This is a genomic window from Amycolatopsis sp. NPDC114478 (genome assembly GCF_055633805.1).
The window spans coordinates 296,185-321,105 of record NZ_JBVKDO010000007.1; the positions used below are offsets into that span (position 1 = coordinate 296,185).

The 24,921-nt window shown below is 71.0% G+C and carries 25 protein-coding genes and 1 pseudogene; 19 read left to right on the plus strand and 7 right to left on the minus strand.

Annotated elements, in window-relative coordinates:
- The first annotated feature begins 71 nt into the window (after positions 1-71).
- The 9 genes from ACZ7OH_RS21870 (at position 72) to ACZ7OH_RS21910 (ending at position 7,668) form a co-directional block, all read left to right on the plus strand.
- Positions 72-545 (plus strand): helix-turn-helix domain-containing protein, encoded by a 474-nt coding sequence (locus ACZ7OH_RS21870; protein ID WP_086683272.1) that lies wholly within the window; start codon positions 72-74, stop codon positions 543-545.
- Positions 545-1,048: an RNA 2',3'-cyclic phosphodiesterase gene (gene thpR / locus ACZ7OH_RS21875; protein ID WP_470282432.1), complete on the plus strand. Its 504-nt coding sequence runs from the start codon at positions 545-547 to the stop codon at positions 1,046-1,048. The genes ACZ7OH_RS21870 and thpR overlap by 1 nt, the downstream gene beginning before the upstream one ends.
- Before the next feature lie 131 nt (positions 1,049-1,179).
- The gene (rpsO, locus tag ACZ7OH_RS21880) at positions 1,180-1,449 is read left to right on the plus strand and encodes a 30S ribosomal protein S15 (RefSeq protein ID WP_003084034.1); all 270 of its coding nucleotides are present in this window, start codon (positions 1,180-1,182) and stop codon (positions 1,447-1,449) included.
- Between the two features lie 234 nt (positions 1,450-1,683).
- Positions 1,684-3,936, plus strand: coding sequence for a polyribonucleotide nucleotidyltransferase (locus ACZ7OH_RS21885; RefSeq protein WP_400905114.1), 2,253 nt, complete (start codon positions 1,684-1,686; stop codon positions 3,934-3,936).
- Between the two features lie 92 nt (positions 3,937-4,028).
- Positions 4,029-5,393 carry a M16 family metallopeptidase gene (locus ACZ7OH_RS21890; RefSeq protein WP_470282433.1) on the plus strand — a complete coding sequence of 455 codons (1,365 nt, stop codon included), beginning with the start codon at positions 4,029-4,031 and terminating at the stop codon, positions 5,391-5,393.
- Positions 5,390-6,130 (plus strand): 4-hydroxy-tetrahydrodipicolinate reductase, encoded by a 741-nt coding sequence (gene dapB / locus ACZ7OH_RS21895; protein ID WP_470282434.1) that lies wholly within the window; start codon positions 5,390-5,392, stop codon positions 6,128-6,130. The genes ACZ7OH_RS21890 and dapB overlap by 4 nt, the downstream gene beginning before the upstream one ends.
- Complete coding sequence (locus ACZ7OH_RS21900; RefSeq protein ID WP_470282435.1) at positions 6,127-6,573, plus strand: tetratricopeptide repeat protein; 447 nt, start codon at positions 6,127-6,129, stop codon at positions 6,571-6,573. The genes dapB and ACZ7OH_RS21900 overlap by 4 nt, the downstream gene beginning before the upstream one ends.
- 72 nt (positions 6,574-6,645) lie before the next feature.
- Positions 6,646-7,479, plus strand: a complete 834-nt coding sequence (locus tag ACZ7OH_RS21905) for a helix-turn-helix domain-containing protein (RefSeq protein ID WP_470282436.1) — start codon at positions 6,646-6,648, stop codon at positions 7,477-7,479.
- Positions 7,480-7,539: 60 nt separating this feature from the next.
- A complete protein-coding gene (locus tag ACZ7OH_RS21910; RefSeq protein WP_470282604.1) occupies positions 7,540-7,668 on the plus strand; it encodes a DUF397 domain-containing protein in 129 nt (42 codons plus the stop codon).
- Here ACZ7OH_RS21910 and ACZ7OH_RS21915 read toward each other — a convergent pair.
- Positions 7,633-8,151 carry a hypothetical protein gene (locus tag ACZ7OH_RS21915; protein WP_470282437.1) on the minus strand — a complete coding sequence of 173 codons (519 nt, stop codon included), beginning with the start codon at positions 8,149-8,151 and terminating at the stop codon, positions 7,633-7,635. The genes ACZ7OH_RS21910 and ACZ7OH_RS21915 overlap by 36 nt on opposite strands.
- A 296-nt stretch (positions 8,152-8,447) precedes the next feature.
- Between ACZ7OH_RS21915 and ACZ7OH_RS21920 the strand changes: the two are divergent.
- A pseudogene (locus tag ACZ7OH_RS21920) lies at positions 8,448-8,699 on the plus strand (GtrA family protein); the annotation flags it as partial.
- Between the two features lie 72 nt (positions 8,700-8,771).
- On the opposite strand, the gene ACZ7OH_RS21925 reads toward ACZ7OH_RS21920, so the two are convergent.
- Entirely contained in the window at positions 8,772-9,329 is a 558-nt protein-coding gene (locus tag ACZ7OH_RS21925) for a GNAT family N-acetyltransferase (protein WP_470282438.1), read from the minus strand.
- 59 nt (positions 9,330-9,388) lie between these two features.
- Here ACZ7OH_RS21925 and ACZ7OH_RS21930 point away from each other — a divergent pair, with 59 nt between their 5' ends.
- Complete coding sequence (locus ACZ7OH_RS21930; RefSeq protein WP_470282439.1) at positions 9,389-10,603, plus strand: winged helix-turn-helix domain-containing protein; 1,215 nt, start codon at positions 9,389-9,391, stop codon at positions 10,601-10,603.
- Between the two features lie 130 nt (positions 10,604-10,733).
- Here the strand turns inward: ACZ7OH_RS21930 and ACZ7OH_RS21935 are convergent, their stop codons facing one another.
- Both ACZ7OH_RS21935 and ACZ7OH_RS21940 read right to left on the minus strand, forming a co-directional pair.
- On the minus strand, positions 10,734-11,660 hold the full coding sequence (locus ACZ7OH_RS21935; RefSeq protein WP_470282440.1) for a DUF4097 family beta strand repeat-containing protein: 927 nt from the start codon (positions 11,658-11,660) through the stop codon (positions 10,734-10,736).
- A 12-nt stretch (positions 11,661-11,672) separates the two neighbouring features.
- On the minus strand, positions 11,673-12,188 hold the full coding sequence (locus tag ACZ7OH_RS21940) for a toxin-antitoxin system HicB family antitoxin (protein WP_470282441.1): 516 nt from the start codon (positions 12,186-12,188) through the stop codon (positions 11,673-11,675).
- Positions 12,189-12,262: 74 nt separating this feature from the next.
- Here ACZ7OH_RS21940 and thyX point away from each other — a divergent pair, with 74 nt between their 5' ends.
- From thyX to ACZ7OH_RS21980, 8 genes are all read left to right on the plus strand, one after another.
- The gene (gene thyX / locus ACZ7OH_RS21945; protein ID WP_470282442.1) at positions 12,263-13,015 is read left to right on the plus strand and encodes an FAD-dependent thymidylate synthase; all 753 of its coding nucleotides are present in this window, start codon (positions 12,263-12,265) and stop codon (positions 13,013-13,015) included.
- Complete coding sequence (locus tag ACZ7OH_RS21950; protein ID WP_470282443.1) at positions 13,015-13,410, plus strand: ACT domain-containing protein; 396 nt, start codon at positions 13,015-13,017, stop codon at positions 13,408-13,410. Before thyX ends, ACZ7OH_RS21950 begins: the two co-directional genes overlap by 1 nt.
- Positions 13,411-13,538: 128 nt before the next feature.
- On the plus strand, positions 13,539-14,780 hold the full coding sequence (locus tag ACZ7OH_RS21955) for an Nramp family divalent metal transporter (protein WP_470282444.1): 1,242 nt from the start codon (positions 13,539-13,541) through the stop codon (positions 14,778-14,780).
- A 4-nt stretch (positions 14,781-14,784) separates the two neighbouring features.
- On the plus strand, positions 14,785-15,198 hold the full coding sequence (locus ACZ7OH_RS21960) for a hypothetical protein (protein ID WP_470282445.1): 414 nt from the start codon (positions 14,785-14,787) through the stop codon (positions 15,196-15,198).
- Positions 15,199-15,275: 77 nt separating this feature from the next.
- Entirely contained in the window at positions 15,276-16,772 is a 1,497-nt protein-coding gene (locus ACZ7OH_RS21965) for a serine/threonine-protein kinase (protein ID WP_470282446.1), read from the plus strand.
- Positions 16,773-16,874: 102 nt separating this feature from the next.
- Positions 16,875-17,888: a 4-hydroxy-tetrahydrodipicolinate synthase gene (gene dapA, locus ACZ7OH_RS21970; RefSeq protein WP_470282447.1), complete on the plus strand. Its 1,014-nt coding sequence runs from the start codon at positions 16,875-16,877 to the stop codon at positions 17,886-17,888.
- Positions 17,885-19,582 carry a ribonuclease J gene (locus ACZ7OH_RS21975; RefSeq protein ID WP_470282448.1) on the plus strand — a complete coding sequence of 566 codons (1,698 nt, stop codon included), beginning with the start codon at positions 17,885-17,887 and terminating at the stop codon, positions 19,580-19,582. Before dapA ends, ACZ7OH_RS21975 begins: the two co-directional genes overlap by 4 nt.
- A 337-nt stretch (positions 19,583-19,919) precedes the next feature.
- A complete protein-coding gene (locus ACZ7OH_RS21980) occupies positions 19,920-21,563 on the plus strand; it encodes a substrate-binding domain-containing protein (protein WP_470282449.1) in 1,644 nt (547 codons plus the stop codon).
- 323 nt (positions 21,564-21,886) lie between these two features.
- Here the strand turns inward: ACZ7OH_RS21980 and ACZ7OH_RS21985 are convergent, their stop codons facing one another.
- From ACZ7OH_RS21985 to wrbA, 3 genes are read right to left on the minus strand one after another with little or no spacing between them, the layout of a single operon-like run.
- Positions 21,887-23,260, minus strand: a complete 1,374-nt coding sequence (locus tag ACZ7OH_RS21985) for an amino acid permease (protein ID WP_470282450.1) — start codon at positions 23,258-23,260, stop codon at positions 21,887-21,889.
- A gap of 41 nt (positions 23,261-23,301) precedes the next feature.
- A complete protein-coding gene (locus ACZ7OH_RS21990; RefSeq protein WP_470282451.1) occupies positions 23,302-24,249 on the minus strand; it encodes an EamA family transporter in 948 nt (315 codons plus the stop codon).
- Positions 24,250-24,298: 49 nt separating this feature from the next.
- A complete protein-coding gene (gene wrbA / locus ACZ7OH_RS21995) occupies positions 24,299-24,913 on the minus strand; it encodes an NAD(P)H:quinone oxidoreductase (RefSeq protein ID WP_470282452.1) in 615 nt (204 codons plus the stop codon).
- Between the last annotated feature and the right edge of the window lie 8 nt (positions 24,914-24,921).

Consider the following 24,921-nt stretch of genomic DNA (forward strand, 5'->3'; position numbering starts at 1 on the left):
TCACGCACGCGACAGCGATGGCAAAATGCTCACGGACGGTGTGCGCAAGCGGGGTTAGGGGATTGGGACTGGTGGAGGACCACAAGATCGTCCAGCGCAACATCGCGTTGCAGCGCGAGTGGTACGGGGAACCGCTCGGCGACCGCGTGCGCCGGCTCGTGGTCGCGTTCGACGTTTCGCAGGCGTTCCTGGCCGAGGTCCTCGGGATCAGCGCCCCGATGCTCAGCCAGGTGATGAGCGGGCGGCGGGCCAAGATCGGCAACCCGGTCGTGCTGGCCAGGATGATCATGCTCGAGCGCAAGATCCTGGTGCCCGAGGTCGCCGCCGGCAACCGCGACGCGATGCTGGCCGCGATGGAGGACGTCCGCGACTCCCGCCCGACGGTCGGCCGCGACAACATCCCGGTGATCAACGAAGACCGCCGCGTCCTCGCCTACCTGCGTGACGTGGCCGAAGACGAGGACCTCGGCGAGGCCGCCAAGCGCCTCGACGACGACTTCCCGGCCATCGCCGACCTGCTGCGCCGGGCCGGCAACGGCTCCTGATGCCGGTCCTGTTCAGCGCGCTGGTCCCGCCGGACGACGTCGTCGAGCAGGTCGCCGAAGCCCTCGGCGAAACCGGCGACGGCCTGCGCTGGGAGCCGCCCGAGCGCTGGCACGTCACCCTCGCCTACTACGGGCCCGACGACGTGGACTCCCGCGCGGCCTGGCTGGCCGACCGGCTGGCCGGGCGCCCGGCCGTCGACGTCCGGCTGGAAAAGGCCGCGACCTTCCCCGGGGTGCTGTGGTTGACTGTCGCCGGATCGGAGCTGACGCCCCTCGCGCACGCCGCGGGGGCCGACGCCGAGGCGAGGCCGTACACGCCCCACCTGACGCTCGCGAGGTTCCCCCGGGAAGAACCGGGGCCCGCCGCGCGTTGGACCGAAAGGCTGGCCCGCTTCACCAGCCGTCGCTGGACGGCGGGCACGGTGGCGCTGATGACCAGCGAGCGCGAACCGGGTGGCCACCGCTACCGGGTGGCCCGCGCCTTCGAGCTGGACGGCGCCTGAAGACGCTGTTCAGCGGGCTGGTAACCTCGACGTTCGGGTCCGGCTGCAGTCCGTGGCGGCCGTGACCGTCTTCCCGGCGTGCATCCACGCCCGGGGCCGCACGGCACTGATTATTTCGAGGAGCAACACAAGTGGCGCTGTCCACCGAAGAGAAGAAGTCGATCCTGGCCGAGTACGGCGTGCACGACTCGGACACGGGATCCCCCGAGGCCCAGGTCGCGCTGCTGACCAAGCGGATCGTCGGCCTCACCGAGCACCTCAAGGCTCACAAGCACGACCACCACTCCCGTCGCGGGCTCCTGCTGCTGGTCGGCCGTCGCCGCCGGTTGCTGAACTACGTGATGAAGGTGGACATCGAGCGTTACCGTGCGCTGATCCAGCGCCTCGGCCTGCGCCGATAGCTTCAAACCGAGGGGGAGTGACCACGACGGTCGCTCCCCCTCGGTCCAAAAGAGAAAGAACGGCGCGAGCGCGCACGAGGGTCCGTCCGCCGGTCCTCGGTAGTGGTTCCCGGGAAGAGTCCCGGGGGCTTCGATCGAAGACCGGCCTCATTCCTCGAGCGTCCTCAGGCGAAACGGGTCCCAGGGTGGGAGACTCGCGCCGGATGCGATGGAACTAAAGAGGAGAAACACCCTATGACCGACTCCACCGGAGTCACCGTGCACGAGACCGAAGCCGTGATCGACAACGGCAAGTTCGGTTCCCGCACCGTCCGCTTCGAGACGGGCCGCCTGGCCAAGCAGGCCGCCGGCGCCGTGGTCGCGTACCTCGACGAAGAGACCATGCTGCTCTCGGCGACGACCGCGTCGAAGCACCCGAAGGAGCACTTCGACTTCTTCCCGCTGACCGTGGACGTCGAAGAGCGCATGTACGCCGCGGGCCGCATCCCCGGCGCGTTCTTCCGCCGCGAGGGCCGCCCGTCGACCGACGCGATCCTGACCTGCCGCCTGATCGACCGGCCGCTGCGCCCGTCGTTCGCCGACGGTCTCCGCAACGAGATCCAGGTCGTCATCACCGTCCAGAGCCTCAACCCGGACGACCCGTACGACGTGCTGGCCATCAACGCCGCTTCGGCGTCGACCCAGATCGCCGGCCTGCCGTTCTCCGGCCCGGTCGGCGGCGTCCGCGTCGCGCTGATCGAGGGCCAGTGGGTCGCGTTCCCGACCTGGTCGCAGCTGGAGAAGGCGACCTTCAACATGGTCGTCGCGGGCCGCATCGTCGGTGACGACGTCGCGATCATGATGGTCGAGGCCGAGGGCACCGAGAACACGCTCGACCTGATCGCCGACGGCGGCAAGGCGCCGGACGAGGTCGCGGTCGCCGAGGGCCTCGAGGCCTCGAAGCCGTTCATCAAGGTCCTCTGCGAGGCGCAGCAGCGCCTCGCCGACGCCGCCGCGAAGCCGACCGGCGAGTTCCCGGTCTACCCGGCCTACCAGCAGGACGTCTACGAGGCCGTCGCCGCCATCGCGACCGACGACCTGGCCCGCGCGCTGCAGATCGCCGGCAAGCAGGACCGCGACGCCGCGACCGACGAGGTCAAGGCCGCCGTGCTGGAGAAGGTCGGCCTCGGTGAGGGCGAAGCCTTCGAAGGCCGCGACAAGGAGATCGGCGGGGCGTTCAAGGCCCTGACGAAGAAGATCATGCGCCAGCGCGTCCTGACGGAGAAGATCCGCATGGACGGCCGTGGCCTCACCGACATCCGGTCGCTCGCGGCCGAGGTCGCCGTGATCCCGCGGGCGCACGGTTCGGCGCTGTTCGAGCGCGGCGAAACCCAGATCCTGGGCGTCACCACGCTGAACATGCTTCGCCTGGAGCAGCAGATCGACTCGCTGTCCCCGGAGACGCACAAGCGCTACATGCACCACTACAACTTCCCGCCCTTCTCCACCGGTGAGACCGGCCGCGTCGGTTCGCCGAAGCGCCGCGAAATCGGCCACGGCATGCTCGCCGAGCGCGCCCTGGTGCCGGTGCTGCCGAAGCGGGACGAGTTCCCCTACGCGATCCGCCAGGTCTCCGAGGCGCTGGGCTCCAACGGCTCGACCTCGATGGGCTCGGTCTGCGCGTCCACGATGAGCCTGTACAACGCCGGCGTGCCGCTGAAGGCGCCGGTCGCGGGCATCGCGATGGGCCTGGTCTCCGACGAGGTCGACGGCGAGACGCGTTACGTGGCGCTGACCGACATCCTCGGTGCCGAGGACGCCCTGGGCGACATGGACTTCAAGGTCGCCGGCACCAAGGACATCATCACCGCGCTGCAGCTGGACACGAAGCTCGACGGCATCCCGTCGGAGGTGCTCGCGGCCGCGCTGAAGCAGGCGAAGGACGCTCGCACCACCATCCTGGAGGTCATCGCCGAGGCGATCGACAGCCCGGACGAGATGAGCCCGTACTCGCCGCGGGTCACCAGCGTGAAGATCCCGGTTGACAAGATCGGCGAGGTCATCGGCCCGAAGGGCAAGATGATCAACTCGATCACCGAGCAGACCGGTGCCGACATCTCCATCGAGGACGACGGCACGATCTACGTGGGCGCTTCGGACGGCCCGTCGGCGGAAGCGGCGATCGACCTGATCAACGCCATCGCCAACCCGCAGCTGCCCAAGGTCGGCGAGCGCTTCCTCGGCACCGTGGTGAAGACGGCCGCGTTCGGCGCGTTCGTCTCGCTGCTGCCGGGCAAGGACGGCCTGGTGCACATCTCCAAGCTGGGCAACGGCAAGCGGATCGCCAAGGTCGAGGACGTCGTGAACGTGGGCGACAAGCTCCGCGTCGAGATCGCCGACATCGACAACCGCGGCAAGATCAGCCTGATCGTGGTCAAGGAAGACGACGCTGCCGAGGCTCCGGCCGGCGACAAGCCCGCCGACGCCGAGAAGGCCGACGCCAAGTAAGACCCGGCTCGTCCGGTTCGAGACAGTTCCGTCGAAGGCCTCCTCGCCGATTCCGGTGGGGAGGCCTTCGCGGCATCGTGAGTAAGGAACCCATGGCACGGCAGGTTTCCGGGCACGAGCAGCCCGTCGGCACCACCCGTACGCTCGAGTCCACTCCGGACGGTGCGGTCGTCAAGCGCAGCGTCCTCCCCGGCGGCCTGCGCGTGATCACCGAGCACGTCCCGGCGTCCCGCTCGGCCACGGTCGGGCTGTGGGTCGGCATCGGCTCCCGCGACGAGCCGGGCGCCGTCGCCGGCGCCGCGCACTACCTCGAGCACCTGCTGTTCAAGGGCACGAAGCACCGCGACGCCAAGCAGATCGCGGAAGAGGTCGACGCCGTCGGCGGCGAGTTCAACGCCTTCACGGCGAAGGAGCACACCTGCTACTACGCGCAGGTGCTCGACGCCGACCTCCCGCTCGCCGTGGACCTGGTCACCGACGTCGTGTTCGAGGCGCTCTGCACCGACCGCGACATGGACATGGAACGCAGCGTCGTCCTCGAAGAGATCTCGATGCGCGACGACGACCCCGAGGACCTCCTGCACGAGACGTTCGTGTCCGCGATCCTCGGCGACCACCCGCTCGGCCGCCCGGTGCTGGGCACCGAGAAGTCGATCATCGAGATGTCGCCGGCCGCGCTGCGGAACTTCTACAAGCGCCGCTACACGCTGCCGCGGATGGTCCTGTCCGTGGCCGGCAACATCGACCACGACCAGGTGCTCCGGCTGGTCCGCAAAGCCCTGAAGGACCGCCTGAACGGGGCCGCGACGCCGATCGCGCCGCGCGAAGGCCGCGCCCGGATCAAGACCCTGCCGAAGCTCGCCCTGCACACCGACGACACCGAGCAGGCCCACGTCATGCTGGGCCTGCGGTCGCTGTCGCGCCACGACGACCGGCGCTTCGCGCTGTCGGTCCTCAACGCGGCGCTCGGCGGTGGCATGTCGTCGCGGTTGTTCCAGGAGATCCGCGAGCAGCGCGGGCTGGCCTACCAGGTGTACTCGTCGGTCGCGAGCTACGCCGACACCGGCCACATGGCCGTGTACGCGGGCTGCCAGCCGGAGAAGCTCGGCGACGTCGCCGGCGTCATCCGCGAGGTGCTCGACAAGGTCGGCGTCGACGGCCTGACCGACGCCGAGGTGGCCCGCGCCAAGGGCCAGCTGCGCGGCGGGATCGTGCTGGGCCTGGAGGACACGTCGTCGCGGATGTCGCGGATCGGCAAGAACGAGCTCAACTACGGCCGGTACCTGGGCGTCGACGACACGATCGCCCGCATCGACGCCGTCACCACCGAAGACGTGTGTGCGCTCGCTCGCACTTTGTTCGCGCGGCCGGGCGGGGTCTCGGCGGCGGCGGTCGTCGGGCCGTACGCTCACGCCGACGACCTTCCTGACGACCTGCACGAGGTGATCGCTTCATGACCATCAACGTCGGTGTGCTCGGTGCGCGCGGCCGGATGGGCGCGACGGTGGTGAACGCCGTCGAGGGCGCCGGAGACCTGAAGCTGGTGGCCGCGCTGGACGCGGGCGACGACTTCGCGGCGCTGGCCGGTGCGCAGGTCGTCGTCGACTTCACCCACCCCGACGCCGTCATGGGCAACCTGGAGTACCTGGTCGAGCACGACATCCACGCGGTCGTCGGCACGACGGGCTTCAGCGAGTCCCGCTTGGCCGATCTGCGCGCGCTGTTGGCGCCGAAGCCGTCGCTGGGTGTGCTGATCGCGCCGAACTTCGCCCTCGGCGCGGTTCTGGCCATGCGGTTCGCGGCCCAGGCGGCGAAGTTCTACGCGTCGGCGGAGATCATCGAGCTGCACCACAACCGCAAGGCCGACGCGCCCTCCGGCACCGCCGCGCACACCGCCCGGATGATCGCCGCGGCGCGCGCGGAGGCGGGCGTCACGCCGGGTCCGGACGCGACGACGTCCGAGCTGGACGGCGCCCGCGGCGCGACGGTCGAGGAGGTCCGCGTGCACTCGGTCCGCTTGCCGGGCCTGGTGGCGCACGAGGAGATCCTGTTCGGCGGCGAGGGGGAGACCCTGACCATCCGCCACGACTCCCTCGACCGGACGTCGTTCATGCCGGGCGTGCTGCTCGGCGTGCGCGAAGTGGTGAAACGCCCCGGCCTGACGGTCGGCCTGGAAAACGTCCTCGACCTGTGAAGGCTCGCAACGTCGCGCTGCTGCTGACGGCGGCGCTGGTCGTCTACCTGTTCCTGCTCGCGGACCGGGCGTTCGCCCTGTTCAAGACGGGAACGGGCGTAGGCGTCGCGCTGGGCGTGGGCGTGTTCCTGCTGCCCCTGCTCGGCGTGTGGATCATCGTGATGACCTGGCGCAACGGGGTGCAGATCCAGCGTCTCTCACGTCGCTTGGACGCCGAGGGCGCGCTCCCGGACGTCTCGGACCTCCCGCGCCGGCCTTCGGGCCGCGTGGACCGCGACGCGGCCGACGCGTGGTTCGCCGAGCGCCGCGCGGAGGTCGAGGCGGACCAGGAGAACTGGCGGACCTGGTACAAGCTGGCGTACGCGTACGACATCGCGGGCGACCGCCGGCGCGCTCGCGAGACGATGAAGAAGGCCGTCGAGCTGGAGGCCGCCGACCGCTGAATTCGCGGTGTGGCATTTCGCTGACAGTTGTCGTTCATTCGGGAAATGCCGGGCATTCGTACTATCGCCCGCATGAAACCGACTTCATCGTCACCGGGGTTGCGGGCGTTGTCCGCGTCGCTGCGCGAAGTGCGCGAAGCGCGGAAGTTCGGCTTGCGTGAGCTGGCGCGGGCGCTGGAGATCGACCCGCGGTTGTTGTCCCAGTGGGAGCTGGGGATGCGGGTGCCGCCGGTGGAGGAGGTGGCTCGCATCCTCGGCTACCTGCGTGTCGACCGGGCGACGACGCAGCGGATCCTCTACGTGGCAACGCATGCCAAGGAACCCAACTGGCTGGACTCCAACCCGGTGGATCTGCCCGCGGCCCTCACGGCGGTGATCCAATGCGAGCGCACGGCCAGCCTGATCACCAACTGGTCCCCGCTCGTCATTCCGGGCCTGCTCCAGACCCCCGACTACGCCCGGGCATTGCTGACCGCCTCCGAAATCAAGCCGGCCGAAGCCGATGCACGGCTGGTGGTTCGCTTGGAACGGCAGCGGATTCTTTCCCGGCGCGAGCCGGTGCGCCTGCAAGCCATCATTTCCGAGCTGGCGATCCGCGAGGTGGTCGGGGACGAGGACATCATGTCCGACCAGATCGACCACCTGCTCGCCTTGGCCACCCGGCCCAACATTTCGCTCCGGATCGTGCCGCGCGAGGTCGGGTACCACCCCGGCAAGGTCGGCATGTTCGCTCTCTATGACTTTGCCACCGACTCGTCGATAGTCCTGCTGGAGCATCACCACGCGAGCGCCTTCGTCAACGAGTTGGACGCTACCGCCGGCTACCGGAAGCTGGTAAAGCTTTTGCTGGGCAAGGCATTGGCCGAAGACGCCTCGCAAGTCCTGCTTCGGGAGGCGGCGAGATAAGGGGGCAGCGTGCACACTTGGCGCAAATCGAGTTACACCGCGAAAGACGAATGCGTCGAGGTGCTTCTCGCCGAGACCGTCGGGGTGCGGGACACGAAAGCCCGTCACCTGGGCCAGCTCACGGTCTCCCCCGCCGCGTGGTCCGCCCTGGTCTCAGTGGTGCAGCCACCCCGCGAAAACGGCAGGTGAAGCGGCGATCAAACTGAAGCGGATCCACCTGCCGGCCAGCCCGGTCGTCAGGAAGGTCGCGAGCCGCATGCGGACCATCCCGGCCAGCACGCTCGTCGCCATGAACGGGGGCAGGCCCACCAGGGAGCTGACCCCGTAGGTGCCCGCCATCCAGTGCGGGTGCCGGTGGCAACGCTCGCGCAGCGCCTCGACCCAGCCGCGCATGCGCTTGGTGCGCAGCTGCCAGCGGACGCGTCGCTCGGTCAGCGGGCGCTCGCGGTGCAGGCGGTCGTGCAGCGGCTTGGGCAGCTTGATCGTCCCGCGGGCGGCCAGGAAGTACAGCGTCTTCCCGGCGATCTGCCCGACGGCCACCGCAGCCCCGAGCCACAGCCAGTGCAGCCCCGGCTGGCTCGCGCACAGCCCGATCAGGAACACCTCGGCGTTGATCAGCGGCACGATGGCCGAACCGAACGCGACGCCCAGCGTCAGCAGGATCCAGCTCATCGTGTCACCTCCGCGCGTTCGCTCGTGTGTTCCAAGTTATCAGTTCGAAATCTCCGCGCACGGGGGTTAACCCCCCTCTTCGGCGGGTGGTCCGCACCAGAAGATCACCTGCGTGACGTCTTCCGGCCACCTGCCGCTGGAACCCTGACCGGGTGGCCGCCGAGCAATCCCGAACGCCCGCCGACCGGTTCGGCGCCCTCTGCCAGGCGATCGTGCGCGTCCTCCCGCTGGGTCTGTCGCGGATCGTGGCGCCGACGTTTCTGGGCTTCTGCGTCATCAACGGTCTGACGTTCGGCGTGGACCTGGGGTTGCTGACGATCTTCCACGGCGTCGCCGGCTGGCCGGTGTGGCTTTCGATCACGCTGGCGTACGTCTGCGCGTTCGGGCTGAGCTTCGTGCTGAACCGGACGTTCAACTTCCATTCCCACGCGGCCGTCGGAATGCAGCTCGTGCTTTACATCGGCGCGATTGTTGTCAATTACGCGGCGTTTTTGCTGGGTGTGGGCGCGGGCTTGACGGCGCTGGGCGTCGAATACCACGTGTCACGGCTGCTCGCGGGCGCGTGCGAGGGCGTGTTCATGTACGCCGTGATGCGCTGGGTGATCTTCCGGGACGCCGGCTCAGGTGAGGGCGAGGTCGAGGGTGCCGGTGAGCCGGACCTCGCGGACCATGCGGTCGCCGGTGTCGAGGGTGCGGACCGTGCCGTCGGGGTTCCAGCCGGCGCGGCGGTAGAAGCCGAGGGAGGCGTGGTCGCCCTGGGCGACCCAGGCGATGCCGCGGGTGGCGCCGTCGGCCCGGAGGCCCGCGGCGGCCGTCGCGAGTAGCCGTCCGGCGTGCCCGCGCCGGCCCCACCGCGGCTCGACGAGCAGGGTGGCGACCAGGCCGGTGGTCTCCGCGTCCTCGGGCAGGCTGCCGTCGGCGGCGGCGACCTCGCCGTCGGGCGCGCGGCCGGCGACGCAGAAGCCGACGGTGAAGTCGCCCTCGGTGGCGACGTAGACCTGGCTGCCGGGGTACTCGATGGTCTCGGCCCAGGTGCCGGCGAGATCGGCGGCGTCCAGCTCGGCCAGGGCGCTCTTGCCGAGCAGGTCCTCGTAGGCGGCGTGCCAGGTGTCGCGCTGGATGCGGGCGATCTCCGCGGCGTCGGACAGGTCGGCGGGGCGGACGGCGGCGTCGCTCATGGGTGCTGAATCTAGCGGTGCGCGTTTTTGTCGGTGGTGGGTGGCACCATGACGGCACCATGCAAACGATCAGCGTCTCGACGGCCCGGAAGACCTTCCTGGCCGCACAGGGCTTCGCCGACCCCCGTCCGTCCGGTCCGGTGTCCCGGCGGCACCTGAAACGGGTGCTGTCACGGGTCCAGCTGCTGCAGCTGGACTCGGTGAACGTCGCGGTCCGGGCGCACTACATGCCGGTGTTCTCCCGCCTGGGCGCGTACGAGCCCGCGGTCCTGGACGGCGCGGCGTGGTCCCACTCGGCGCGTCAGCCGCGGCTGCTGGTGGAGACGTGGGCGCACGAGGCGAGCCTGCTCCCGATCGAGGACTGGCCGCTGATCCGCTCGGGCGCGAAGCGCGACGGCTGGTGGAAGCACTACGGGCCGCTGATCGAGAAGTCCCCGGGCCTGGTCGACGAGATCCTGTCGGTGGTTAAGGAGCTGGGCCCGATCGGCGCCGGCGGCATCGAGCGCGAAGTGGAGGCGGACGCGCAGCGCCGCGGCCCGGGCTCGTGGTGGGAGCGCTCGGAGGTCAAGCGCGTCTGCGAGTACCTGTTCGGCATCGGCCAGCTGACGACGGGCACGCGCCGGTCGTTCGAGCGGCTCTACGACCTGACCGAGCGGGTGGTCCCGGCCGAGATCCTGTCCCGCACGGTGTCGGCGGAGGACGGCGCGCGAGGCTTGATCGAGCGCTCGGCCCGCGCGTTGGGCGTCGCCACCGAGACCGATCTGCGCGACTACTACCGCCTGGGCCCGGCCCCGGCCCGCCAAGCGGTGGCGGAGCTGGTGGAGTCGGGAATCCTGGAGCCGGTCGCGGTCCGCGGCTGGAAAGCGGCGGCCTACCGCCACGTCGAGGCCCGCATGCCCCGCGCGATCACGGGCCGGGCGCTGCTGTGCCCGTTCGACCCGCTGATCTGGGAGCGCGCCCGCACCGAGCGGCTGTTCGGGTTCCACTACCGCATCGAGATCTACGTCCCGGAGCCGAAAAGGGTGTACGGGTACTACGTGTTCCCGTTCCTCTTGGACGGCTCGCTGGTGGCCCGGGTCGACTTGAAGTCCGACCGGGCGGCGGGGGTGCTGCGGGTCCAGGGAGCGTTCGCGGAGGAAGGCGTCGACGTCGCCCGGGTGCTCCCGGAGCTGGCGGCGGAGTTGAAGCACATGGCGGAGTGGCTGGGCTTGTCCGGCGTAGCGGTGGGCGCGCGCGGTGACTTGGCTCCGGCGTTGAAGAAGCTGGTGCGCTGACAGGAAAACGGGCCGTTCCCGGAGATCCCCGCCAGGAACGGCCCGCCACCCCCTTGACCGGACGGCCGCGGGAAGCCCCGCCCGGTCGTGCGGTTCGCTCCCGGCCCCCGCCGGGAACGCCCCGCTTCCCTCAGCCGGCCGCGCGCGTCACGACCGCGTTGCCGGAGCCCGTGCGGGCCCGCACCTTCAGCTGCACCCCGCCCTCGGGGGCGCTGTCCGCCACGTCCAGCTCGCTGGACACCCGGCCACCACTCGACGTCAGCTCGACCTCCGCCGCCGTCCCGCCGCGGATGCCCACCCGGACCTCGCCCGATCCCGTGATCAGGTCCAGCGAGCCCGAAGCCGCGTCGGCCACCGACAGGTCGCCGCTGCCCGTGCGGGCCATCACCTCGCCCGACACCGCGCCCAGCCACACGTCGCCCGTGCCCGTCGCCAGCGTCGCCGATCCCGCGATCGACGACGCCTCGACGTGGCCGCTGCCGCTGCGCAGCTGCAACCCGCCCAGCGTCGGGCCCAGCTTGATCGCGCCGCTGCCGGTGCGGACCGTCGCCGAGCCGTCGGCGCGGTCGAGCTTGACCTCGCCGGAGCCCGTCAGCAGGTCGACGCGCCCGGCCGAGCCGGTCACCGTCACGTCCGCCGCGCCCGCCCGGACGTCCACGTGGGACCCCGCCGGCGCGCGGACGATCACCGACAGCGCCACGTTCCGCAGCTGCCACGCCTTCGGCGCCTGGACGACCAGCCGGTTGCCCAGCTTCTCGATCCGGCTCTGCCGCACCGCTTCGGCCGGGTTGGTCCCCGACGGGTCGACGCCCAGCTGGTCGCCGAACCGCTCGCCGACCCAGGACAGCAGGCTGTTGACCCCCGCCACCCACGGCTGCTGCTCACCCTGGTCGTGCCGCAGCTCGACCCGGGCGCCGGAGTCGCCCTCCAGGACGACCTCCACGCGGCCGATCGTCACACCGACGTCCAGGTCCAGCGGGCCCTCGGCCTCGAACTCGTCGATCCGCACCAGCTCGTCGCTCGGCTCCGCGGCCGGCGTCGTCTCTTCGTCACTCATCTTCGATCCCCTCTAGCTTTCGACCCAGCCGTGCAGGTGCGACCCGGGCCGGTCGCCCTTGCCGTGGTGCTTGGGGCCCGCGCCGAGCGAGCCGTGCCCCAGCGCCCCCTGCACCGCCTGGGAGACGAACGTGTTCAGCGAGACGCCCTGCGCCGCCGCCGCGCGCTCGGCCTGGCCCTTGATCTGCTCGACCAGGCGCAGGGTGATGCGCGAGATGTCCCCGCCGTCGATCGGCGGTGGCGGCGGTGTGGTGTCACGTGGTGTCGTGTGTGACGTCGGCTCCTCGGCGGAGCCGGTGACGACCACGCGGACGTCCCGGCCGTCCAGCCGCACGTCGACCACCTGGCCGGGCAATGCGGCCGTGACCTCGGCGGCGAGGTCGGCGAGGGCGTTCATGAGTGTCAGGCGGACGGCGGGTTCGAGCGCGGAGGACAGCAGCGCGGCCGCCCGCCGGGTGTGCTCGTCCCCGGCGGCAGCCGTGTTCGCGAGGTCCTCGCGAAGGTTGGCGATGTACGGCGTCAGGTCCATGACACCACTATGACGTCACTCGTGGTGTCAGTCAAGCGAGCGGTTAGGCTCACGGGAGAGCCGGTGGAAGGAGTGTGAACGTGGCCGTGTCACCACGGGTGCAGCTGATCGCGAAGACGGAGTTCTTGCCGCCGGAAGACGTGCCCTGGTCGACCGACGCCGAAGGCGGCGAGGCGCTCGCCGAGTTCGCCGGCCGCGCCTGCTACCAGGCGTGGGACAAGCCGAACCCGGCCACCGCCACCAACGCCGGCTACCTCGAGCACGTCATCGACGTCGGGCACCTCGCGGTGCTCGAGCACGGTTCGGTGACCTTCTACATCACCGGGATCTCGCGTTCGCTGACCCACGAGCTGATCCGGCACCGCCACTTCTCCTACTCGCAGCTTTCGCGCCGGTACGCGCCGGAGCCCGACGCCGCCTTCGTCGAGCCGGAGGTCATCGCGAACGACCCCGTGCTGCACGAGAAGTTCCTCGCCGCGACCCGGGCGAGCGCCGACGCCTACAGCGAGCTCCTCGCCGGCCTCGAGGAGAAGTTCGCCGACGTCCCCAGCGCGACCCTGCGCCGGAAGCAGGCCCGCCAGGCCGCCCGCGCGGTGCTGCCGAACGCGACCGAAACCCGCATCGTCGTCACCGGGAACTACCGGGCCTGGCGCCACTTCGTCGCGATGCGGGCCACCGAGCACGCCGACGTCGAGATCCGGCAGCTGGCCGTGGAGTGCTTGCGGCACCTGCAAAAGGCCGCGGCGAACGTGTTCGCCGACTTCACCATCTCGACGTTGCCGGACGGCACGGAGATCGCGACGAGCCCGAAGGTGTTCGAAGGCTGATGAAACGACTGGCGATCGACGTCCGGCCCGGCGAGTACGCCGTCGTCCGGCTGCCCGCGGACGCCCCGGTGCCCGCCGGGCTCCTCGCGCCCGGCGAACCCGCGTTCGTCTCGGTGACGCGGACGCCCGAGGAGCTGTCCATCATCTGCCCGGCCGGGCGGGAGCCGGCCGGCGGTACGGCGGAGGACGGCTGGCGGCTGCTCTCGGTCCGCGGGCCGCTCGAGTTCACCCTCACCGGCATCATCGCCGCGCTGGCCTCCGAGCTGGCCGCGGCCGGGGTCGCGCTGTTCTCGATGTCCACGTTCGACACCGACCACATCCTGGTCCGCGCGACGGAGCTCGACCACGCCGTCAAGGCGCTGCGCGAGTCCGGCCACGAAGTCGCGCACCCTTGACGCTTTTCCGCGGGCGATCCGCGGGTACTCCCGGCACGAGGGTGGGCGCCGTCACCCTTGAAATCGAAAGTTCGGCGTGCCTAAACTTCGATTTGGGATCCCCGACACCCGGTTGAGAGGCAGGCGCCATGGCGGTCACCGAGGCTGTCCGGCCGAGACTCGCCTCGCGCCTGCGCGCCGGGTCGGCCCTGCTCGGCCCGGCGTTCGTCGCCGCGATCGCCTACGTCGACCCGGGGAACGTCGCCTCCAACATCAGCGCCGGCGCCCGCTACGGCTACCTGCTGGTCTGGGTGATCGTCGCGGCGAACCTGATGGCCGTGCTCGTGCAATACCTGTCCGCGAAGCTCGGGCTGGTCAGCGGGATGTCGCTGCCGGAGGCCCTGCGCGCCCGGCTGTCCCGGCCCGCGCGGCTGGCCTACTGGCTGCAGGCGGAGGTCGTCGCCATCGCCACCGACCTCGCCGAGGTCGTCGGCGGCGCGATCGCGCTCTACCTCCTCTTCGACCTGCCCCTGGTCGCCGGCGGCCTGATCACCGGCGCGGTCTCGCTGACGCTGCTCGCGGTCCAGGACCGCGGCGGCCAGCGGACGTTCGAACGCGTCGTCACCGGCCTGCTGGCGGTGATCGCGATCGGCTTCCTGGCCAGCCTGTTCGTCGAGCCGCCGTCCGCGGCGGGCACGCTCGGCGGGCTGGTGCCGAAGTTCGACGGCGCGGGCAGCATCCTCATCGCCGCGGCGATGCTGGGCGCGACCGTCATGCCGCACGCGGTCTACCTGCACTCCGGCCTGGTCCGCGACCGCCACGGCCGCCCGGAGGGGGCGCAGAAGCGCCGGCTCCTGCGCGCCACCCGCGCCGACGTCGGCCTGGCGATGCTGCTCGCGGGCGCGGTGAACCTCGGCATGCTGCTGCTCGCCGCGACGAACCTGCAGGGCCGGGCCGGCGTCGACAGCATCGAAGGCGCGCACGGCGCGGTCTCGCTGGCGCTCGGCCCCGGCATCGCGCTGATGTTCGCCATCGGCCTGCTGGCCTCGGGGCTCGCGTCGACGTCGGTGGGCGCGTACGCGGGCGCGATGATCATGCAAGGCTTGCTGCACAAGCGGATCCCGCTGGTCACGCGCCGGCTCGTCACGCTCACCCCGGCGATCGTGGTCCTCGCCCTCGGCACCGACCCGAGCGCGGCCCTGGTCGTCTCGCAGGTGGTGCTGTCGTTCGGGATCCCGTTCGCGCTGGTGCCGCTGATCCGGCTGACCGCGGACCGGCGGCTGATGGGCGCGGACGTCAACCGCCGGCTCACGACGGTAGCGGCATCGGTGGTCGCGGGCGTTATCATCACGTTGAACCTGGTCCTGATCTACCTGACCTTCGCTGGCTGAGCCGATGATCCGGAGCTACGGTTTGAACGTCGAATGCGGAGAACGCGAGAACCACGCCCGGGATCTCGCGCAGCACTTCGACGGGTTGCCTTCGCGCGTCTTCTCCGACGGCGCCGGCTGGTGGTGCGGGGTGGCGCCCGAAGCGGTGGCCGCCGATCCGGTCGCCAGGACCGCGGCCGGACGGCAGCTCTACTGGCTGCTGCGGACCGCCCCGCCGGTCTACCGCTACGCCCTCGCCGGCGTCGAGACCGGCGAGTTCCGCACGTACGCCGAACTGATGGCCGAGAAGGACCTGACCATCTTCCCGGGGCTCGTCGTCAGCGAAGACATCTGGGCCGCCACCGGCGAACGCGCCGACTTCAGCGACTTCGCGCCGGGCTACCGCTGGATCCCGTACCGCGGCGAAACGCGCCGCTGAGTCACGATTCGGCGGAACCCCGAACGCTCCGCAGCGGTCCGACTAGCATCTGCGCGACCGCCGCCAAAAGGAGCACCGTGACCGACGAACAGACCCGGCCGTATCCACCGCGGGCGCCTGCCACGCCTGGTCAGCGGGTGGTCGCGGGCCGTTACGCGCTCCTCGGCGAGCTCGGCCGCGGCGGCATGGGTGTCGTGTGGCGGGCGCAGGACCAGGTCATCGGCCGCCAGGTCGCCGTCAAGGAGCTGCGGCTGCCCGACGCCGAGTCCGCCGCCGTCTTCTCCGAGCGCGCGCTGCGCGAGGTGCGCACCGGCGGGCGGCTCAACGACCCGGCCATCGTCACGGTCTACGACGTCGTCACCGACGGCGGGACCACGTTCATCGTCATGGAGCTCGTCGAAGCGCCGTCGCTGGCCGACCTCGTGCGCCAGCGCGGCCCGATGCCCGCCGCGCAGGCCGCGCTGATGGGGGAGCGGGTGCTGGCCGCGCTGCAGGCCGCGCACGCCGCCGGGATCGTGCACCGCGACGTCAAGCCGGCGAACATCCTGGTCGCGCCGGACGGCCGCGTGAAGCTCACCGACTTCGGCATCGCCCACGCCGTCGACGACCCGCGCCTGACCACCAGCGGCATGATCGTCGGGTCGCCCGCGTTCATGGCGCCCGAGCGCGTCGAGGGCCGCGAAGCGCTGCCCGCGTCCGACTTGTGGTCCCTGGGCGCGACGCTGTTCTTCGCCGTCGAAGGCACGATCCCGTTCGAGCGCGCGACCACGGCCGCGACGCTGCACGCGATCATGACCGAGATCCCGTACCTGACCCGCGGCCAGGGCCCGCTCGCCGCGGCCGTCCTCGGCCTGCTCGTCGCCAACCCCGACGCGCGGCTCACCGCGGCGCAGGCGCAGAACCTGCTGACCACGGCGCAGGGCATGCGGCCCACCCCGCCAGGCGGTACCGCCATGCTGGGCCACCCCCCGACGCAGGTCGCGGCCCAGCCGCCGAAGAAGAACCTCCGCGCGCTGTGGCTGTCGGCCGCCGCGGTGCTGGTCGTCGCCGCCCTGGTCGGCGGCTTCTTCGCCGGCAAGGCGTACGAGACGCCCGCCGCCGACAAGCAGAAGCAGCCGACCATGACCTTCGGCGTCAACGGCCAGCTGCGCGTGGACGTCACCGACTACAACCGCTGCTACAACGGGCCGGTCCAGGACGGCGCGGTCATCAGCAAGGAGGACAACCACACCGAGTGCGGCAACAGCCACACGCTCGAGGTCTACGAGATCGGCGGCCTGCTGTCGGTCGAGAACTGGAACGCCGAGGACGCCAAGATCGCGGCCTACCCGGGGCTGCCGGCGGTGACGGCGAGCGCCGAAGCGGCGTGCGCGACCGCGTTCCGGTCGTCGATCGTCCCCGACGCCAAACGGCCGGACCTGACCTTCCGCGCGATCGTCCCCACCCAGGCCGAGTGGGAGCGCACGCCGTCCGGCGAGAACGGCAACGACGGGCCCACCCGCGAGTTCTACTGCCTGCTGAGCCGGGCCGACGGCGGCCCCATCACCGCGCCGATCATGACCAAGGTCAAGTAGAAGTTCCGCGACGAGCGGCCGGGTCCCGGAAATCCTCCGCACTTCGCCGGGCGTGACCAGGTCGGCGCGGTTTTGTCGGTGCGACGGGGTACCGTCTGGAGCATGTCCAACCCACCTACCGCAGCGCCGGGAAGACCCTTCGGGCGCGTGCTCACCGCGATGGTCACCCCCTTCGACACCGAAGGCGCGCTGGACCTGAAGCGGGCGCAGGAGCTGGCCGAGCACCTCGTGGAGCTGGGGAACGACGGCCTCGTGGTCAACGGCACCACCGGTGAGAGCCCGACCACGACCGACGCGGAGAAGCAGGAGCTGATCCGCGCCGTGGTCGAGGCCGTCGGCGACCGCGCGACCATCGTGGCCGGCGCGGGGACCAACAACACGGCGCACAGCATCGAGCAGGCGAAGCAGGCCGAAGCGGCCGGCGCGCACGGCCTGCTGGTCGTCACCCCGTACTACTCGCGGCCGAGCCAGGCCGGCCTGCACGCGCACTTCACGACGGTCGCGGACAGCACCGGCCTGCCGGTGATGCTCTACGACATCCCGCCGCGCTCGGTCGTCCCGATCGAGGTCGACACGCTGCTGCGGCTGGCCGAGCACCCGCGGATCGTCGCGGTCAAGGACGCCAAGGGCGACCTGATCGCCGGCTCCGAGGTCATCGCCAACACCCACCTCGCGTACTACTCGGGCGACGACGGCCTGAACCTGCCGTGGATCTCCGTCGGCGGCACCGGCGTGGTGAGTGTGATCGGTCACGTCGTCGCGGGCCGGATCCGCGCCATGATCGACGCCTACGAGAACGGCGACACGTCCACCGCGCGCACCAACCACCGCGGCATGCTGCCGGTGCTGCGCGCGATGTCGCGGGTCGGCGGGGTCGCGTTCAGCAAGACGGCGCTGCGGCTGCGCGGCTTCGACGTCGGCGAGCCGCGGCTCCCGATCGTCGCCCCGACCGCCGAGCAGGCCACCCTGATCGCCGCCGATCTCGGCCAGGGCGGCGTGCCGCTGGGCGACACGGCGGCCCAGGACTGGCATGGTGAGCGGGTGGCACAAGCAGACTCGAGGGCCGCCTACGTGGCGCCGACCTCGCACACCAGCGTTGGGACCCTGCCTCGGTGAGCTCACTTCCCCCCGGTCCAGGCCCCACCAACGCCCCGCCCGCACTCCCCGAGGGAGCCCTGCGCGTCGTCGCGCTGGGCGGCATCGGCGAGGTCGGGCGCAACATGACCGTCTTCGAATTCGGCGGCCGGCTGCTCATCGTCGACTGCGGGGTGCTCTTCCCCGAGGACGACCAGCCCGGCGTCGACCTGATCCTGCCCGACTTCCGCGCGATCGAGGACCGCCTCGACGACATCGACGGACTGGTGCTCACCCACGGGCACGAGGACCACATCGGTGCCGTCCCGTTCCTCCTGCGCCTGCGGCCGGACCTGCCGATCTACGGTTCGAAGTTCACGAACGCCCTGCTCGCGGCGAAGGCCAAGGAGCACCGGCAGCGGCCGAAGCTGATCCAGGTCCGCGAGGGCGAGCGCCGCGACGTCGGTGTGTTCAACCTCGAGTTCTTCGCGGTCAACCACTCCATCCCGGACGCGCTGGCCGTTGCCATCCGCACCCCGGCGGGCGTGGTCCTGCACACCGGCGACATCAAGCTCGACCAGCTCCCGCTGGACGGGCGCCTCACCGACCTGGCCGGGTTCTCCCGGCTCGGCGACGAGGGCGTCGACCTGTTCTGCGTCGACTCGACCAACGCCGAGGTCCCCGGGTTCGTCATGCCCGAGCGCGACATCGGCCCGGTGCTCGACGACGTCATCCGCCGCGTCGACCAGCGCGTGATCGTGGCCTGCTTCGCCAGCCACGTCCACCGCGTCCAGCAGGTCCTCGACGCCGCGCAGCGGCACGGCCGCCGGATCGCGTTCGTCGGCCGGTCGATGGTCCGGAACATGGGGATCGCGGCGGAGCTGGGCCTGCTCAACGTGCCGGACGGGCTGCTGGTCGACCTCGACCAGGCGAGCACCCTCCCGGAGAGCAAGGTCCTGTTCGTCTCGACGGGTTCTCAGGGCGAGCCGCTCTCGGCGCTGTCGCGGATGGCGCGCGGCGAGCACCGGCAGATCTCGATCCGCGCGGGCGACACCGTCGTGCTGGCCAGCTCGATGATCCCGGGCAACGAGACCGCGGTGTTCGGCGTGGTCAACGGCCTGACCCGGCTCGGCGCGAACGTCGTCCACCAGGGCAACGCCAAGGTGCACGTGTCCGGCCACGCGTCGGCGGGGGAGCTGCTCTACCTGTACAACGCGGTGCGCCCGAGCAACGTCATGCCGGTCCACGGCGAGTGGAAGCACCTGCGCGCGAACGGCGAGCTGGCGATCCGCACCGGTGTCGCGGCCGAGAACGTGGTCATCGCCGAAGACGGCGTGGTCGTCGACCTGGTCGACGGCAAGGCGTCCCGCACCGGCCGCGTCGAGGTCGGGCACGTCTACGTCGACGGCCTCTCGGTCGGCGACGTCGGCGAGTCGACCTTGTCCGACCGGCTGGTGCTCGGCGAGGGCGGGTTCATCTCGATCAGCGTCGCGGTGGACTCCAGCACGGGCCGTGCGGTCAGCAGCCCGACGGTGTCCGGCCGCGGCTTCTCCGACGACCCGAAGGCGCTCGACGCCGTCGTGCCGCTGGTGGAGATGGAGCTGGCGCGCACCGAGTCCGAGGGCATCACCGACACGCACCGGATCGCGCAGGCGGTCCGCCGGGTGGTCGGCCGCTGGGTGGCCGACACCTACCGCCGCCGCCCGATGATCGTCCCGACGGTCATCCCGGTCTGACGCCCGTGGGGGCATCTTCACGGCTCTTGAGGCCGTGAAGGTGCCCCTGACGGCTTTCTAGCGCGTCACCGTGGCCAGGCCCAAGGCGAAGGCGACGGTGGCGATCTGACGCAGGAGTGCCCTGCGCGCCTGCCGTTGTTCGGTTCGTGTCGGCTTCATGCGTACCCCCAAGCGGTAGACATCCAGTGTTCCGCGTGCGCGGGCCCGGGACATCCCGCTCCGGGACGGCATCGCCTCCCTCCCCGGTATGAGGCGTTGTTAGGCCGTCCGGACCACGAACCGGTGCTTTGCCCGGCGCTAACCTTGGTCCCAGCCCGCCTCGGGAAGAGAGGCCGCGATGGGACGTCACTCCGACGGAAAGCGACGCCGGCTGCTGGTGCCCGCCGTCGCCACCGGGCTCGTGGTCGTCCTCGGCGTCGCGGCCTGGGTGACCGTTTCGTCGGTGCGGTCGCGGCCCACGTGCGTGCAGCCGCCGAAGGTCCTGGTCACCGCGTCCGCCGACGTCGCTCCGGCGCTTTCGCTCGTCGCCCGTGGTCTCGACCTTTCGTGCGGCTCCGTCGAGGTCCAGACCAGGGAGCCGGCGTCGGCCGCCGAACGGCTCGCCCTGTCCGACGGCAGCCCGCGGCCGCAGGTGTGGGTGCCGGACTCGACCCTCGCGCTGCGGCGCGCCCGCCAGCTCGGCGCGGGCGACGTCCCCGAGAGCGGGGCGTCGGTGGCGAGCTCCCCGGTGGTGCTGGCCGTCGCGGAGGACGTCGTCAAGGGCGTCGGCTGGCCGCAGCGCGACGCCACGTGGGCCGACGTGCTGGGCGCGCCGGGCACCGTCCCGGGGATGTCCGACCCGGCTCGCGACGCGGTCGGCGCGCTGGCGCTGCTCGGGCTGAAGGAGAGCGTCCGGGCGGCGGCCGAGCCCGCGGGCGCGTACGTCGCGCTGCTGCGGCGGTTCTCGGCCAACACGCTCGGCGCGGAGACGGACCTGATCGCGCGGCTGCCGGGCTCGAGCGGCAGCGGCGGCACGGCGTCGGTGACGGCGTTCCCCGCGTCGGAGAACTCGGTGCTGCGCCACAACATCGAGGACCGGACGTCGCCGCTCGTCGCCGTCTACGCGACGGCAGTGCCCACTTTGGACTACCCGTTCGCCGAGCTGGGCGGAATCACGCCGCAGCAGCGTCCGATCGTCGACGCGCTGCGCGAGGCGGTGCTCGGCGACCCGGGCGCGGACGCGATCGCGAAGACGGGCCTGCGCGCGGCGGGCGGTCAAGCCCTGCGAGACCACGCCGACGACCGGCGCGTGTCGTCCCCGGGCATCCGCGCGGCGGGCATCCCGGCCGCGGGAGCCGTCGACGAGCTGCTCAACCAGTGGGCCGGGATCAACCTGAGCGCGCGGGTGCAGGTGCTCGTCGACGTGTCGGGGTCGATGAACGCCCAGGTGCCGGGGACGGGGCTGAACCGCATGCAGGTGTCGATGCAGGCGACGGAGAAGGCAATGCACCTGTTCAAGCCGACGACCCAGCTGCGGATGCTGGCGTTTTCGACGCGCCTGGACGGCGACAAGGACTACCGCGAGCTGCTCCCGATGGCCTCGGTGGCCCAGCACCTGTCGAGCGGAGCATTGGACCGGCTGGCCCAGGTGAAGGCAACCCCGGACGGCGGAACGGGGCTGTACGACAGCGTGCTGGACACGTACCGCACGGCAAGGCGCGAGTGGGAGCCGGGCCGGTTGAACCTGGTGATCGTCCTGACGGACGGCCGCAACGACGACCCGCACGGCATTTCCCGCGCGGACTTGCTGACCGAGCTGGCCAAGCTGCAGGACCCCCGCCGCCCGATCCCCCTGATCGGAGTAGGCATAGGCCCGGACGCGGACAAACCGGAACTCGACCAGCTGACCGCGGCGACGGGCGGTCAGGCGTTCTTGGCCCCGGACCCGGCGAAGATCACGGACGTGTTTTTCGGGGCCCTGTCCCGGATCGCCGGCGGTTAGCGCACCTGTAGTCGACGACGGCCTTTGCCTCCCTCGCCTCCGAGGCCCACTTCATGAGGACGGCGTTGGCCGACCTGAGCCCGGCCGGTGCGCCCTTCCTCGCCCACCGGAAGTATTTCAGTTCGCTCGTATACGTTGCCGAACACGCGGTCTGTCCACGGCGGGGTGGCGAAGGGATCGTCGGCGGACTTCGGTCTCGGGCGGGGTACTTGAGCATCGCGTCGAGGGTCGCCCCGGTGAGGTCCGGTTCTCCGCCGCCTTCCACGGATTCGCCGTGTTTCAGCTGCTGGACCAGCCGGCGGCCGAGCTGTGCGACACTCGGGTCAATTGTCCGCGGTCTCCGCCGGTGCGCGCTCGGCGCGCCGGCGGACGAGCGCGTAGACCCCGAGGATCACCGCCAAGCTGATCAAACTCAGATACAACTGCGACCGCGCGTCCTCGTCCACGAACAGCATCGACGCCACCACCGACAACGTCACCACCAGCGTCAACCAGCTCAACCACGGATATCCCCACATCCGCAGCTTCAACGTCTCCGGCGCCGAAGCCTCCAACCGCCGCCGCATCCGCAACTGTGACCCGCAAATGATCGCGTACACGAACAACGCCACCGCGCCCGCCGAATTGATGATGAAGTAGAAGATCTTGTCCGGGGACACGTAGCTCATCACCACCGCCACGTACCCGACCGAAGTGGACGCCAGGATCGCCTTCCACGGCACCCCTCGCGCGTTCGTGTCGGCGATCCACGATGGCGCCCAGGCGTGGCGGTGCAGGGCGAACAACATCCGGGATGCCGTGTACAGCCCCGAATTCAGCACCGACAGCGCTGCCGTCAGGACCACCGCACTGACCACTGTGGACGCTGCCGGGACGCCGAAGCGGCCGAACGCCGCCGCGAACGGGCTCGTCTCGGTCGGGATCTCGCGCCACGGGGTGATCATCACCAGCAGGGCCACCGAACCCACGTAGAACACGATCACGCGCCACACGATCGTCGACGTCGCCTTGCGGACCGCCGTCTCCGGCTGGTCGGACTCCGCCGCCGCGATCGTGACGATTTCCGCGCCGAAATAGGAAAAAATGACGATCACCACGCCGTGGACGACCGAAAAACCGCCGTTCGGCACGAAGCCGTCGAGGCCGATGTTGCCCACCGAAAAGTGCGCGCCCGGCCAGAGCCCCAGCACGAACAGCAAGCCCAGCACCAGGAACACCACGATCGTCGCGACCTTGATCGACGCCAGCCAGAACTCCGTCTCGCCGAACGACCGCGCCGACGCCAGGTTCGTCGCCGTCAGCAGCAGCATCAGCGCCAGCGAGAACACCCACTGCGGCACCCCGGGAATCCAGCCCTGCAGGATCTTCGCGCCCGCGACCGCCTCGAACGCGACCACGCCGACCCAGAAGTACCAGTACAGCCAGCCGATCGTGAAGCCCGCCCAGCCGCCGAGGGAGTCCCGCGCGTACTCCATGAACGAGCCGAGCGCCGGCGCGGCCGTCGCCATCTCGCCGAGCATCCGCATGACGAGCACGACCAGCAGCCCGCCCAGCGCGTAGGACAGCACGGCCGCCGGGCCGACGGTGTGGATCACCGCGCCGCTGCCGATGAACAGGCTCGCGCCGATGATGCCGCCGAGGGCGATCATCCGGACGTGCCGCTGCCGGAGTTCGGGCCGCAGCCCCGACGTCGTCATGGTGGAGAATTCTCGCATTCCGACGCCGGATCGTGAAGAACTCAGCTCGTGAGGATCTCGGACTTCCGCTGCACCAGGTACGCGCCGGCCAGCAGGATCGCCGAGCCGAGCAGCTGCACCCAGGTGAGCTCCTCGCCGAGCAGCGCCCACGCCGTCACGGTGACGATCACCGGCTCGACCAGCCCGAGCACGCTCGCCACCGACGCCGGCAGGTGCCGCAGCGACGAAATCCCGAAGACGTACGCGAACACCGTCGCCACCAACACCAGCAGGACGAGCAACAACCACACCGGCGGGCGCCACGCGCCGAACGCGACGTCGGTGCCGAGCAGCTCGACCGGCCACGTCCACGGCGGCGCGACGATGCTCACGAGCACCGCGCCGATCACCATGCCCCAGGTGACCAGGCCCAGCGGGTCGATGTCGGCCACCGCGCGTTCGCCGAGCAGGAAGTACCCGGCCGAGCACAGCGCCGCGCCGAAGCCGGCGAGCAGCCCGACGCCGTTCAGCGTGACGCCCTGCCAGACCTGCGCGACCAGCGACAGCCCGAGCATGGCCAGCGCGATGCCGCCCCACACCGACCGCGGCAGCCGGTGCCGCCGCACTAACCGCACCCACAGCGCGATGAGCACCGGCGACACGAACTCCAGCAGGATCGCGATGCCGACCGGGATCCGGCCCGCGGCGACGAAGTAGAGCAGCTGCACCCCGGCGACGCCGAGCAGGCCGTAGCCGGCCAGGACCGGGAGCTCGGTCCGGCGGACCCGCAGCTTCCGCGGCGCGACCAGCGCCACCCCGGCGAGCAGCACGAGCCCGGCGACGCCGATCCGCATCGCCGCCACCTGCTCCGGGCTGAACCCGGCGGACATCGCGGACTTGCCCAGCGTGCCCGACGTGCTGAAGAACAGCGCGGCGAGCAGGACGAGGGTCGTCCCGCGGCCGCGGTGGGCCACCCGGGGTGGCGCGAGGACGGGCAGCTCGGTGGTCACCACCGCGACTGTAGGGCCCGCCGCGTCACTGCCAAAGCGCTTTTTCCGGTTACTCGGACTGCTTCAGCCCGGTGGCGACGTGCGTCGTGATCGTCGCGAGCCGGCGCCCCTGGACGCGCAGCGCGCCGAGCGCGAGGTCGTCCGGCGCCGCCGACTTGCGGGAGACGAACGAGCCGCCGTACGGGTTGCCGGACTCCATCAGGTGCGGGTCGGTGTAGCCGAGCGGGACGACGATCGCGCCCCAGTGGTAGAAGACGTTGTTGATCGCCAGCAGCGTCGACTCGAGGCCGCCGTGCCGGGTGGACGCCGTCGTGAACGACGTCGCGACCTTGTCGGCCAGCTTTCCCTGCGCCCACAACCCACCCGTGCTGTCCAAAAAGGACTTCAGCTGGGCCGCCGGGCTGCCGAACCGGGTCGGGCTGCCGACGGCGAGCCCGTCCGCCCACACGAGGTCGTCGAGCGTGGCGAGCTCGTGGTGCGGCCCCGAGTCGAGCCACGCCTGCCAGCGCGGGTTCTTCGCGATCGCCTCGGGCGGCACGGTTTCGGGTACGGTCCGCACCCGCACGTCGGCCCCGGTTTCCCGGGCGCCGGCGGCGAGGGACTCCGCGAGGGCGGCGGTGTTGCCGGTCGAGCTGTAGTAGACGACGAGTATCCGAGTGCTCACGCTCACCG